Raw genomic sequence first — 13401 nt, forward strand, 5'->3', positions numbered from 1 at the left:
GGGCAGGCGGGTCAGCGCAGGCCGGCGAAGAGATCGCTCTCGGGCAGGGCGGCGCCGGTGGTGTCCTGGACGCGTACGAACGTCTCCACGCCCATGAACTCGCCGAACCTCTCCTTGCCCATCCCGAGGAAGAAGATGTTCTCGCCCTGGCTGGCGTGCGCGGCCAACGCGTCGAACTTCTGACCACTGAACGCGGTGGTGTCCACCCATGTGGTGATCTCGTCGTCGGGGAGGCCGATCTCGGCCAGCGCGGCGGCCTCGGTGGGATCCGGCTCCGGCATGTCCGGATGGAACTCGCGCATGAGCTCGCCGAACCGCCGCATCGCCGAGCGGGGCATCGTGGTCCAGTACACCTTCGGTGCCAGGTCCTCGGTCATCTCCAGCGCCGCCATCGTGATGCGGTGGGCCTGGATGTGGTCGGGGTGACCGTAGAAGCCGTTCTCGTCGTAGGTGACGACCACATCAGGTCGGTAGTGCCGCATGAGGTCCGCGAGTCGGGCCGCGCCCTTCTCCACGGGGGTCTGCCAGAAGGCTTCGGGGGCGTCGTTGCTCGGCCAGCCCACCATCCCGGAGTCGGCGTAACCGAGCATCTCCAGATCGCTGATCTTCAGGACCTCGCAGCTTGCCTCGAGTTCTCGACGGCGGATCGAGGCGACCGCAGCCGGATCGTGTCCTGGGTCGCCGGGCTTGACACCCCCGGGGCCGTCACCGCAGCCGCCGTCGGTACATGTCACGAGAACCGTGCGAATGCCTTCCGCCGCGTACCGCGCGAGGACCCCTCCGGTTCCCGTGGCCTCGTCGTCCGGGTGGGCGTGTACTGCCATGAGCGTCAGGGGCCGTCCAGCCACGAATCAGTCCTCCTACAGACCTACGTCTTGATCCAAGCGCGGCGACATGCCGCAAGCCCTGGGGGTCCGGGCCTCGGCGCGGGCGGACGCCTTGCCGCCCCCCGTGATCCCGACGTGTGTGGTCCCGGCCCCTCACTTGATCAACCGCACCGACCGTGCCGGATGTTCCCAGCACGGACGCTTGGTTTTCGAAGACGAGCACGTGCATCAGGACGACACGTCCGGCGGCTGGAAGAACCCCCCACGTCACGGCGAGCGGGGTTCCGTGGCGAAGCTCGGTCAGCCACGCGGCGTGCAGGCGCGGCCAGATGCCGGCCTCGGTCCAGTCCCGCAGTTCGGCGACGGCGGGACCCAGGCGTGATGACGCAGGATCATACGTGTGGTGACCCGGGATGGTGTCAGTCGCATCGCCGTATTCCGCAGCGTGACGGCCAGTGGGTGGGAAAGCTGGTGGCCCATTCTGCCGGCCAGCCGGGCAGCCCGTGCGACGGCCTGGCTGCGGGGCCGGCGCTCGGCGTCGTAGCGCGCGAGTGCGGCCTCGACGCTGGACTCGGTGCCGAGGGCGGCGGCGAGGGTGACCGCGTCCTCCAGTGCCTGGCAGGCTCCCTGTCCTTCGACGGCCTCGTCGCCGCCGCGCTGCGTTAGGACCCAGGCGCACGAACTCTGCTCGAACCGGCCGACAGCCTCAGCCCCTCCGCCGGCACCAACGCGTCGTGGTCCGGAGCCGGCATGATCCGGACGGACGGACGGACGGACGGACGGACGGATGGACGGACGGCCCGAGCCCGAAAGGCCGGTTGATCCGGAGGGAAGTGTGGACACGTCGGGCTGGAGTCTCCTAGCCTTGCTGACAGACCATCAGGGGCGTCGATGTGACCCGACAGCGCGGTAGCCGTCGACTTCTGGTGTTTCCGAGCGGTTGCCCCCGCTCGGCGTAGTGGCCCGCCGGACACTCCTGGCGGGCCGACGCGGCGACATCCCGCTACGGCATCGGCGCGGCAGCGCGCGCCCCAAGCCTGGCAGTCATCCTGTTCAGGAAGGGGACAGCATTGTCATGTTCATGAAAATAAGGAGGGCCGCAGCCACCCGTTGGCCGGCCATCGGTTCGGCTCTGCTCCTGGTCGCGGCCGCTCTCATCGCGAACCTGTCCGGCGCGACGCCGGCCTCGGCGCACCCGATCAACGCCGCGGACTTCCAGCAGGTCCAGCTGGCCCGCGGCGTGTCGGAGGTCGGTGAGCCGATGTCGCTGGCCGTGCTCGCCGACCGGTCGGTACTGCACACCGCCCGCAACGGGACCGTGCGCCGCACCGATGCCAACGGCACCACCACGGTCATCGGCACCATCCCCGTCTACGCGCACGACGAGGACGGCCTCCAAGGCATCGGCATCGACCCGGGTTTCGCCACCAACCGGCACATCTACCTCTACTACGCCCCGCCGCTGTCCACACCGGGAGGCGACGCACCGACCACCGGCGGCACCTGGTCGACGTGGCAGGGTGTCAACCGTCTCTCCCGGTTCACGCTCAACAGCGACTTCACGATCAACCAGTCCAGCAAAGTGGATGTCCTCGACGTGCCGGCCGACCGCGGCATCTGCTGCCACGCCGGCGGGGACATCGACTTCGACGCGGCAGGCAACCTGTACCTGTCCACCGGCGACGACACCAACCCGTTCGAGTCCGCCGGATATGCCCCACTCGACGAACGGACCAACCGCAACCCGGCGTTCGACGCGCAGCGCACCGCCGCCAACACCAACGACCTGCGCGGCAAGATCCTGCGGATCAAGGTGAACGGCGACGGGTCGTACTCGATCCCGGCCGGCAACATGTTCGCACCCGGCACGGCCAGGACGCGGCCGGAGATCTACGCCATGGGCCTGCGCAACCCGTTCCGGATGAGCGTGGACAAGGCCACCGGTGTCGTCTACGTCGGCGACTACGGCCCCGACGCCGGGGCCACCTCGGCGCGCGGCCCGCAGGGCCAGGTCGAGTTCAACCGCGTCACGGGCCCGGGTTTCTACGGCTGGCCGTACTGCAACGGCACGAACACGAACGCCGAGACGTTCGCCGAGTGGGACTTCGCCACCAACACGGCGGGCCCGAAGTACAACTGCTCGGGCGGGGCGACGAACAACTCGTTCCGCAACACCGGCCTGAGCACGCTGCCGCCCGCCAAACCGGCCTGGATCCGCTACGGCGGCGACGCGGGCAGCCCGCCGGCGTTCGGCGGCGGCTCGGAGTCGCCGATGGCGGGCCCGGTGTACCGGTACGACCCCGACCTCGGCTCGCCCACGAAGTTCCCCCAGTCGTTCGACGGGCAGTTCTTCGCCACGGAGTTCGGCCGCGGCTGGATCAAGCCGATCCACCTCAACGCCGACGGCTCCCCGGGCACCATCGACAGCTTCCCCTGGAACGGCAAGCAGGTGATCGACTCGGCCTTCGGCCCGGACGGCTCCTACTACGTGCTGGACTACGGCACCGGGTATTACCAGGGCGACCAGAACTCCGCCCTGTACCGCTTCGACTACGTCGGCGTCGGCAACCGCGCGCCCACGGCGGTGGCCGGCGCCAACCGGACCTCCGGCACGGCACCGCTGACCGTGACCTTCTCCTCGGCCGGCTCGTCCGACCCGGACGGCGGGGCACTGACCTACGCGTGGAGCTTCGGCGACGGCACCAGCTCCACCGCCGCCAACCCGACGAAGACGTACACCACGAACGGGAACTACACCGCCACACTGACCGTGCGCGATCCGCAGGGTGCCACCGCCACCGCCGACGTGCGGATCACCGTCGGCAACACCGCGCCGACCGTGACCATCAACAGACCCGCCGCGGGGGAGATCTTCGCCTTCGGCGACACCGTGCCCTTCAGTATCACGGTGACGGATCCGGAGGACGGCACCGTCGACTGCGCCAAGGTCAAGATGACGTACATCGTCGGTCACGACAGCCACGGCCACCCGGTCACCTCGAAGACCGGTTGCTCCGGCACGATCACCATCCCGGTCGACGGTGAGCACGACGACGCGGCGAACATCTTCGGGGTCTTCGACGCCGAGTACACCGACAACGCCGGGCTCACCACGCACACGCAGCACCTCCTCCAGCCCAAGCACCGCCAGGCCGAGCACTACAAGACGTCGTCCGGCGTCACCACCTTGGACAAGTCGACCGCCGAGGGCGGCAAGTCCGTCGGCGACATCGAGAACGGCGACTGGATCGCGTTCGAGCCGTACAAGCTGAGCAACGCCACGTCCTTCAGTGCCCGGGTGTCGTCGGCCGGCGCGGGCGGCACGTTGCAGATCCGGGCCGGCTCGCCGACCGGCACCGTCCTCGGCTCCGTCACCGTCCCGGTCACCGGGTCATGGACGAACTTCACCACGGTCAACGGCTCGGTCTCCGGTGCGCCGGCCGGCACCACCACGCTCTATCTGACCTTCGCCGGCGGCTCCGGATTCCTCTTCGACGTCGACGCGTTCACCTTCGACACCGGCGGGGGCCCGTCCGCGGGCCCGATCGTGGGGGTCGCGGGCAAGTGTCTCGACGTCCGTGACGGGAGTTCCGCCGATGGGACGGCGGTGCAGATCTCGTCGTGTACCGGTTCGGCGAGGCAGCAGTGGACGGTGGCGCCGGGGTCGACGGCCAAGGCGCTGGGCAAGTGCCTGGACGTCAGCGGTGGCAGTACGGCGGACGGCGCGAGAGTCGTGCTGTGGTCCTGCAACGGCGGCGCCAACCAGAACTGGCAGACCTATCCGGACGGATCGCTGCGCAACCCGCAGTCGGGCAAGTGCCTGGACGTGTCGGGCGGGGGCTCCTCGGACGGCACCCTCGTGCACCTGTGGACCTGCCACGGCGGAGCCAACCAGAAATGGACCCTTCCCTGATGTCGGTCACCAAGAAGGGAGCGACGCACATGCGCGGACAACCCCGAACCCTGCTCGGTGGGGCGGCCACGGCACTCGCCACCCTGGTCCTCCTCGGGCAGCCCCACCCCGTCCATGCCGCGGACACGGCCTACGACGTCCTCGTGTTCTCCAAGACGGCCGGTTTCCGGCACGACTCGATCCCGGCGGGGATCCAGGCCATCCGCGACCTCGGCGCGGCGAACAGTTTCACGGTGACGGCCACGGAGGACGGCAACCAGTTCACCACCGGCAACCTGAGCCGATACGAGGCGGTCGTCTTCCTCAACACCACCGGCGACGTCCTGAACGACGCCCAGCAGTCGGCGTTCCAGTCGTACATCGGCTCGGGCGGCGGCTTCGTCGGCGTCCACTCGGCCGCGGACACGGAGTACAACTGGCCGTTCTACGGCGATCTGGTCGGCGCCTACTTCGCCTCGCACCCCGCCGTCCAGCAGGCCAACGTCAAGGTGGAGGGGCGGGCGCACGCGGCGACCGCCCATCTGCCGCAGACCTGGACCCGCACCGACGAGTGGTACAACTTCCGGACCAACCCCCGCACCACCGCGCGCGTGCTCACCACGCTGGACGAGTCGTCGTACTCGGGTGGCTCGATGGGTGCCGACCACCCGCACAGCTGGTGCAAGACCCTCTCGGGTGGCCGGGCCTTCTACACCGGCGGAGGGCACAGCCAGGCGGGGTACGCGGAGCCGGCGTTCCGGGCGCATCTGCTCGGCGGCATCCGGTACGCGGCGGGCCGGACCAAGGCCGACTGCCGGCCCGAGACCGGCTATACCGCCCTCTACAACGGCTCGACCACCGGCTGGTCGCAGGCCGGCCCGGGCGGCTTCACCAACGCGGACGCCACCCTCGCCTCGTACGGCGGCATGGGCATGCTCTGGTACAGCGCCAAGCAGTTCACCAACTACTCGCTGAAGCTGGACTGGAAGATGCCCGGCGACGACAACTCCGGCGTGGTCGTGGGCTTCCCGCCGACGAACGATCCGCAGTCGGCACTGGACAGCGGATACGAGGTCCAGATCGACGCCACCGACGCGCCCGACCGCACGACGGGATCGATCTACGCCGTCAAGGCACCGGACACGGCCGCCCGGGACGCGGCGCTCAACCCGCCGGGCGAGTGGAACACCTTCGAGGTGCTGGTGGAGGGCGAGCGGCTCCAGGTCTGGCTCAACGGCGTGAAGATCAACGACTTCACCAACACCGATCCCGCCCGTTCGCTCGCCGGGCACATCGGCATCCAGAACCACGGCGCGGGGGACGACGTGTCGTTCCGCAACGTCCGGATCAAGGAGCTGGGCGGCAGCCCGCAACCCACCCCCGGCACGGGTCCGATCGTGGGGGTCGCGGGCAAGTGCCTGGATGTCCGGGACGGCGGTTCCGCGGATGGGACGGCGGTGCAGATCTCGTCGTGTACCGGTTCGGCGAGGCAGCAGTGGACGGTGGCGCCGGGGTCGACGGTCAAGGCGTTGGGCAAGTGCCTGGATGTCAGCGGTGGCAGTACGGCGGACGGCGCGAGAGTCGTGCTGTGGTCCTGCAACGGTGGTGTCAACCAGAACTGGCAGGCTTACCCGGACGGGTCGCTGCGGAACCCGCGGTCGGGCAAGTGCCTGGACGTGTCGGGCGGGGGCTCCTCGGACGGCACCCTCGTGCACCTGTGGTCCTGCCACGGCGGGGCCAACCAGAAGTGGACCCTGCCGTGAGCTGACGCGGCACGACGCAAGGGCCACCTCCCCAGGGGAGGTGGCCCTCTCGTGTGTCTAGGCTCGCGTCCAGCGCTGGTTGGCGCCGTCGTGGCAGCTCCACACGACGACCGCGGAGCCGTTGGCGGTGCCCGCGCCGTTGACGTCCAGGCACAAGCCGTTCTGAGCGTTGCGGATCGTGCCGTTGCTGTTGAGGGCCCACTGCTGGTTGGCGCCACCGTTGCAGTCCTGGATCTGCACCCGCGTGCCGGCGGCGGCGCCGGTGGGAACGTTCAGGCACTTGCCCAGCACCTGTAGCGCCTGACCGTTCTGCGTGAACTGCTGGTTGGCGTTGCTGTGGCAGTCCCAGACGATCAACGGTGTGCCGTTGGCGGCGTTCGCGCCGTTGACGTCCAGGCACCGGCCCGCACCCTCGCTGCGCAGCCGGAACGTGGTCGGGTTCGGCGGGTCCGGCGGGGTCGGCGTCGAGCCGTCGAGCTGCGTGAAGAAGTTCCACACCACCGCCCGGGTCCATGACCTCTCACCCGGTTCGTAGTCGCCGGGCGATCCATCGACAGGACCCGGCGTGTGGCCCGCGTCGAAGGCGGCCCACGCCACGGGGTAGCCGGCACGGCACCCCGAGTAGGTCGTGACGACATGCGTGAGGCTGCCCCGCGCCGGCTCCGGCGGGTTCTGGGCAGTGCAGCCGTTGTTCCGCACGAACCTGTCACGCAGTGAACGCCCCGTGGCGATCGGGAGGACCGGGTCCCGCAAGCCGTGCAGTCCGATGTACGCGACCGGCTGCGTACCGCCGTTGCACCCGCTCAACTGGCCGCCCGCGTACACGGCGACCGCGCGGAACACGGTCGGCCGGGCGCACGCGAGGGCGAAGCTCATGCCGCCGCCGTAGCTGAAGCCCCCGGCGAAGCGCTGGTTCGTGTCGATACACAGGCCCGCGTCGAGCTGCCTGACCATGTCGTCCACGAAGGTCAGATCCTCGCCGCCCGAGTTGGCCCAGCCGTTGCCGAGGCCCTGGGGCGCGACGAAGATCGCGCTGTCGTTCGAGATCGCGCGCAGACCGTAGTACGACCAGGGGTATCCGCTGGTTCCGCCCGAGTCGACGTCATTGGCGGTGCCGCCGTTCCAGTGGAAGCCGAAGACCACTCGGTACGGGCGGTTGTTGTCGTAGGTGGCGGGCACCCGGAGGATGTAGTTCCGCGTCCTGCCGCTGCTCTGGATCGAGCGCGGACCACTCGACAGCGTGGGCGGCTTGCCGCATCCGGCGCTCGGGGCGGCGGAGGGGGCCTCGGCCGCGGCGGCGGACGTCAGTCCGATGCCGCTGATGCCGGCCGCGGCGAGTAACAGGGCGATGGCCACGGCGATCGGTGTGCGCCATCGGTGACGGTCGGTGCCTTGTCGCATCATGTTTCTCCCTTCATGGATGAGCGATTCAGCGGTAGCCGGCCGCGACGATGTTGGCCTGTACCGCGTTGTCGGTCGCGTCGGACGGGTAGCCGGACACCATCGCGCCCTCGTAGAAGGTGCCGGCGCTGAGGTTCGCGCCGCCGCCGGGCTTGCAGCAGTCACCACCGCTGCCGAGGATGATGGCGCCCTGCTTCTTCATGGGGCTGTAGCCGGGCGGCAGCGCGCCGTCCCAGAGCGTGGTCAGGCTTCCGGTCTGGGCGTTGGCACCCCTGAGCGCGAAACGGCTCGTCCCGTTGTTCTTCAACATCGCCGTCACGAACTTGCTGGTGAAGGCCCGCTGGTTCGAGTTCCAGCTCTGACTTCCACCGGAGTAGAGCCCCCATTCGAGGTCGGCCTGGACCCATGGACCTCGGCCGGCGCACCCGCCGAACCAGCACTGGGTGCTGAAGTTGATCGCGTCCATCGCCCCGGCCGCGTCGGCCGCCCGGGTCGTCTCACTGTTGCCGTAGTCGAAGCAGCAGCCGCCGTTGACATGGGTGCCGCTGGTCACCATGTACATGCCTTCGGGGGCGCTGCCGGTCGGCACGCCGGTCAGGTGGCCGTCCCGCCAGTAGCTGTTGCCGGGGTTGATGTAGAGCGAGTAGGCCTTGCTGCCGCCGACCGTCAGGGACTCCGAGGTCGCGGTCGCCGGACGGCTCTGGGGGGAGCCGGGAACCACACTCGAACCCTGGTACCACAGGTCGTTCCCGCGGCCGGACTGGTCGTAGACGACGGTGATGACACAGGCGGTTCCCGCGCAGAACGAGTCCTGCGCCGCCGCGTCGGCGGCGCCCCCCGCGCTCCGGACGCCGATGTTCCGGGTCGTGCTGTCGGACGAGCGCCGGACCTGGTAGAGGTTGCCGCTGTAGGTGCCGTAGAGGGCTCGTACGGTGCTGTGGGCGGCGACGCAGGGGGTGCCGCCCGAGGCGTAGATGTCGCACGTGCCCGCGCCGCCCGGCACCGGCGGGTCCGGCGGCGGGGTCGGTGAGCTCCACTGCTGGTTGGTGCCGCCGTTGCAGGACCAGAGGATGATCCTGGTGCCGTTGGCGGTGCCGCCGGCGTTGGCGTCGAGGCAGAGTCCGGACTGGACGCCGGTGATGGTGCCGCCCGCGTTGACGTTCCACTGTTGGTTGTTCTGGCCGTTGCAGTCCCAGATGATGACCTGGGTGCCGTTGGTGGTGCCGCTTCCGCTGGCGTCCAGGCACTTGTTGCCGTTGACGGTCAGCTGTTTGCCGGCGGTGTAGGTCCAGGTCTGGCCGGCCGCGCCGGTGCAGTCCTGGAGTTGGGTCTGGGTGCCGTTGGCGGTGCCGGCACCGGGCACGGTCAGACAGCGGCCGGACTGCGCGCCCACGAGCGTGGCGCTCTGCCCGGGCTCGATCGGTGCCGCCACCGCCGTGGCGCCGACGGCGACCAGCACCAGGGCGGCGCCCAGCGCGGACAGACGTCCGTACCAGCGGGGACTGGGTATGCGAAAGACCATGGCGGTTCCTCACCTGGTCGTGGGAAGGGATGCCCGGCGCGCAACCGCGCCGGGCATCCACCGGACGGGCTATACGGCGGTGAACCGCCACTGCTGGTTGGTGCCGCTGTGGCAGCTCCATTGCAGGAGCCGTGCGCCGTCGGCCGTCGAGCCGCCGTTGACGTCGACGCACAGTCCACTGGGAACGCTCTTCATCGTGTACACGCCCGCAGTGGTCGACGGGGTGACGAGGAACTTCTGCGGATTGCCGTTGTTGCAGGTGGACTGCTGAAGGAACGCCCCCTGGGTGGTGGACCCGCCCGTGACGGCGAGGCACTTGTCGCTGTGCGCCGCCTTCAGATAGACGGCGCCGCCACCGGCGTCGACGGCCTGCCACTTCTGGTTGCCGGCGCCGGTGGCCGGCCACTGGACGACCTGGGCGCCGTCATCGGTCGAGGCGCCGTTGACGTCCATGAACTTGCCACTGTGCTGCGCCGCGACCGTCCAGGTCCGACCGGCGACGCCACCGCCACCTCCGCTGCCCGGTTCGCCGACCCCGTTGCCGCCGAAGGTGAGCGAGTCGAGGTCGAACCAGTTGTTCGAGGTGCCCTTGAACACCAGGTAGAGCGGGTGCGAGCCGGAGAGATCGGCTGTGTTCACCGCCGACGTGGACTGGTAGGTGTTCCAGCCGCCGGTGCTGGGCACCGGTGTCGTGGCCAGGAGCGTGCCGGTCGGGGAGTCGGCGCGCAGTTCGATCGATCCGCCGCCGCTCGGCGACGACAGCCGGTAGCGCACGCTCGTGACGCCCGACAGGCTCATCGGTTTGAACGCGATCCAGTCGCCGTCGGAGATGTCGCCGACCCGCTTGCCGCTCTCCGCGCCGGCCTGCTCCACGATCTGCACACCCGACTGGTCCGTGTAGAACTCGGCCTGCTTGTGCTTGGGCTGGAGGATCGCCTGGGCGTAGCCGGTGAGCGGGCTCGCTCCGCCGGGGCCGCCGTCGTCGGTGTAGCGGGCGTTGAGGACGTAGTACAGGTTGGCGCCGTCGGGGTGCCCGCCCAGCAGCGACGTGTCGATGGTGCCCGAGCACCCCGGGTGGTCCGTGGTCTCGTGCTGGTGGTCGTCGTGGCCGAGGGCGGGATTGACGAACACCTTGGCGCAGTCGACGGGCCCGCCGCCGGGGTCCGAGACGGACACCTTGTACGGGACGCGGTCACCGAAGTCCAGCATGCCGCCGTTGGACGGAAGGGTGAGGGTGACGGTCGGTGCGGTGTTGCCCACGGTGATCGGCACGTTGGCGAAGGCCGTCCTGCCGGTGTTGTCGGTGACCTTGAGCTGGGCGGTGTAGTTGCCGTTGGCGGTGTAGGTGTGTGACGGGTCGGCCGCCGTGGACGTGGTGCCGTCGCCGAACGTCCACTGATGGGTGAGCGTGCTGCCGGGATCGGGGTCCGTGGACCCCGCGCTGCTGAACTGCACGTTCAGTGGGGCTTCCCCGTTGGTGGGCGTCCCGGTGGCCTTGGCGATCGGTGACCGTCCGCCGTGGTTGTAGTCGATGCGGTAGAGCCCCGAGTCGTTGTTGCCACCGGAGAAGTTGTTGCCCCATTCGAGCAGGTACAGCGAGCCGTCGGGCCCGAACTCCATGTCCATCGGCTTGAGGAACTTGGCGCCGGGCATGAAGGGGTTGGTCCGGGTGACCGCGGTCGCGGAGTCGAAGTGGACCTCCTTGACGGTGTGGCGCGACCACTCGTAGAAGAAGTGGACCCCGTCGTAGTAGGGCGGGAACTTCGTCTCGGACGGGTTCGAGGCGTCGTAGCGGTAGACCGGTCCGCCCATCGGCCCCGAGCCGCCGGAGCCGAGTTCGGGGAAGTTCGGTGAGACGCCGTAGCCGTACCACATGTTGGGCGCGACGATCGGCTTGAGGTTGGTCAGGCCGGTGTTGTTCGGCGAGTTGTTGACCGGCGCGTTGCAGTTGAACTTGGCGCCGACGGCGCCGGTGCTCGGGTTGTAGGGCGCGTAGGCCTGGTTGTCGCCGTGGCAGAACGGCCAGCCGTAGTTGCCCGGTGTCTTGATGACGTTGAGCTCGACGAGCCCCTCGGGGCCGCGGTTGGTGGTGGGCGGGTTCCGGTCCGGGCCGTAGTCGGCGAGGTAGACCCAGCCGTTCTCCGGGTCGATCGAGAAGCGGAACGGGTTGCGGAAGCCCATCGCGTAGATCTCCGGCCGGGTCTGCGCCGTGCCCTGCGGGTAGAGGTTGCCGGCCGGGACGGTGTAGCCGCCGTCGGCCGACGGCCGGATGCGCAGGAGCTTTCCCCGCAGGTCGTTGGTGTTGCCGGCGGTGCGGGCGGCGTCGAGGTTGGCCTTGCCCTGCCGCCAGTCCAGCGGGGCGTAGCCCTGCCAGTTGGGGTCGAGGTTCGGTGGGACGTCGTCCCCGGTGCCGATGTAGAGGTTCTTGTCGGGGCCGAACTCGATGTAGCCGCCCGTGTGCCCGGGCTCGGCGAACGTGCGGTCACGGGTCGCGGGGATGTCGATGATCGTCACCTGGCTCGACATGTTCAGGGTGTCGCCGGTGAGCGTGAACCGGGAGACCCGGTTGATGTCGTTCGGGACTCCGGCCGGGGAGTGATACAGGTACACGTAGCCGTTCTTGGCGAAGTCGGGGTCGAGCGCCAGTCCGGTGAGGCCGTCCTCGCCGCCGGTGTAGACGCTGAGCGTGGCGGCTGTCACGGTCCTGTTGGTGGTCGGTTTGAAGATCTTCAGCTGTCCGCCCCGCTGGACGTAGAGCACCCGCCCGTCCGGGGCGACCGCGAGGGCCATCGGGTCCGCGGTGTTGTCGTCGAGAGTGCGCTTCTCGAAGTTGCCCCACACGGTGCCGCCGCAGTCGCCGGACTCCTTGCCGGCCGCCCACTTGACGCCCCCGAGGACGTGATTGCGGAAATGGGTCTCGCTGTAGGCCGCGCTGGCGTGCCCCATGGCGGTGGCCCACACGCGGCCGCCGCCGGTGTTGCGGCACCAGGAGATGGGGTGGTCCGGCCCCATGGCACGGGGGCCCGGGTTGTACGTACGCTCGTCCGCGGTGACCAGGACGTGGACGTCGCCACGGGGGTTGCGGTCGAAGTTGTACCACTCCTCGCTGCGGTTCCAACGGTCCGGCAGGCCGGCTGTCGACGGGTGCTTCTTGTCCGCGACGACGGCGGTGCCGGACAGCACGCCGGGGGAGTGCTCCGGCATGTGTGCGCCGCCGTTGACGGTCTGGTCCCACCACGGGTATTCATTCTCGATGCCCATGTCCGTGGCGTTGTGGATCGAGACGATGCCCTTGCCGCTGGCGAGATAGCCCTCCACCGCCTGACGTTGCGAGGCCGTGGTCCACACCATTCCCGAGGTCTGGAACATGATGAGCACGTCGAAGGTGGCGAGATTCGCCGGGGTGAAAACGCTTGAGTCCTCGCTGTGGACCAACTCGAAGTTGTTGGCCGCCGCCTGCTCACGGAACATCGTCAGGCCGGCCGGGATCGAATCGTGCCGGTAGCCGACCGTCTTCGTGAAGACCAGGGCTCGGAAGGCCGGCGCCGCTGACGCCGGTTGGGCGATGACGAGCGACAGGAGCACGCTCGCGATCGCCCCGAAGATTAATGTGATGCGACGCATGCCGTCTCCTATTCGGCGGAGCAACGATGGCATGACCACGGGCACGCGCGGGCCGCACCTCCGATGCGCCAGAGTGCAAAAGCGCCTCGGAGGCACGCGTGTGCCGTCAGCTCGTCGTCCCGTCCGCCGTGACGGGCAGTCAAGTCCCTACGGAAGAGAAGGGGGGCGTCACACCGGATGTGACGGTCTCCCGTGGTCTGCCGGTCAGCATGCAGCGGGGTTTCGCAACAGTCAATATCGATGGGGCGCGGCTGATTCCATAACACATTTCGCGCATCATTCTTCGTGGTTCCGCGGACTTCATGGCTCGGCGCGCGACTGCGGGCGGGGCGATTCGATAACAGATTTTGGCGTGTCGATCGGTGTCGCCTG

Annotated in this window: 6 protein-coding genes and 1 pseudogene; 2 read left to right on the plus strand and 5 right to left on the minus strand. The window is 69.2% G+C overall.

What is annotated here, in order from left to right:
* Nucleotides 1-11 precede the first annotated feature (11 nt).
* Together SMA5143A_RS36095 and SMA5143A_RS44295 are read right to left on the minus strand one after the other, a co-directional pair.
* Entirely contained in the window at nucleotides 12-848 is an 837-nt protein-coding gene (locus tag SMA5143A_RS36095; RefSeq protein WP_107467040.1) for a PIG-L family deacetylase, read from the minus strand.
* A gap of 279 nt (nucleotides 849-1127) precedes the next feature.
* A pseudogene (locus SMA5143A_RS44295) lies at nucleotides 1128-1460 on the minus strand (hypothetical protein); the annotation flags it as partial.
* Nucleotides 1461-1902: 442 nt separating this feature from the next.
* On the opposite strand from SMA5143A_RS44295, the gene SMA5143A_RS36105 reads away from it, so the two are divergent.
* Entirely contained in the window at nucleotides 1903-4740 is a 2838-nt protein-coding gene (locus SMA5143A_RS36105) for a carbohydrate-binding protein (protein WP_107467041.1), read from the plus strand.
* A gap of 29 nt (nucleotides 4741-4769) precedes the next feature.
* On the plus strand, nucleotides 4770-6482 hold the full coding sequence (locus SMA5143A_RS36110) for a lectin (protein WP_107467065.1): 1713 nt from the start codon (nucleotides 4770-4772) through the stop codon (nucleotides 6480-6482).
* Between the two features lie 57 nt (nucleotides 6483-6539).
* Here the strand turns inward: SMA5143A_RS36110 and SMA5143A_RS36115 are convergent, their stop codons facing one another.
* From SMA5143A_RS36115 to SMA5143A_RS36125, 3 genes are all read right to left on the minus strand, one after another.
* The gene (locus tag SMA5143A_RS36115; RefSeq protein WP_181362180.1) at nucleotides 6540-7883 is read right to left on the minus strand and encodes a ricin-type beta-trefoil lectin domain protein; all 1344 of its coding nucleotides are present in this window, start codon (nucleotides 7881-7883) and stop codon (nucleotides 6540-6542) included.
* A gap of 28 nt (nucleotides 7884-7911) precedes the next feature.
* Nucleotides 7912-9405: an arabinofuranosidase catalytic domain-containing protein gene (locus SMA5143A_RS36120; protein ID WP_107467042.1), complete on the minus strand. Its 1494-nt coding sequence runs from the start codon at nucleotides 9403-9405 to the stop codon at nucleotides 7912-7914.
* A gap of 69 nt (nucleotides 9406-9474) precedes the next feature.
* Nucleotides 9475-13029, minus strand: a complete 3555-nt coding sequence (locus SMA5143A_RS36125; RefSeq protein WP_107467043.1) for a ThuA domain-containing protein — start codon at nucleotides 13027-13029, stop codon at nucleotides 9475-9477.
* Nucleotides 13030-13401 lie beyond the last annotated feature (372 nt).

This window comes from Streptomyces sp. MA5143a, assembly GCF_900290235.1.
Taxonomy (GTDB): Bacteria; Actinomycetota; Actinomycetes; order Streptomycetales; family Streptomycetaceae; genus Streptomyces.

Excerpts from the sequence above, each read along its gene's own strand:
- SMA5143A_RS36120 (WP_107467042.1), bottom strand. The coding sequence starts at position 9,405 with ATGGTCTTTCGCATACCCAGTCCCCGCTGGTACGGACGTCTGTCCGCG.
- SMA5143A_RS36110 (WP_107467065.1), top strand. The coding sequence starts at position 4,770 with ATGCGCGGACAACCCCGAACCCTGCTCGGTGGGGCGGCCACGGCACTC.
- SMA5143A_RS36125 (WP_107467043.1), bottom strand. The coding sequence starts at position 13,029 with ATGCGTCGCATCACATTAATCTTCGGGGCGATCGCGAGCGTGCTCCTG.
- SMA5143A_RS36105 (WP_107467041.1), top strand. The coding sequence starts at position 1,903 with ATGTTCATGAAAATAAGGAGGGCCGCAGCCACCCGTTGGCCGGCCATC.
- SMA5143A_RS36115 (WP_181362180.1), bottom strand. The coding sequence starts at position 7,883 with ATGCGACAAGGCACCGACCGTCACCGATGGCGCACACCGATCGCCGTG.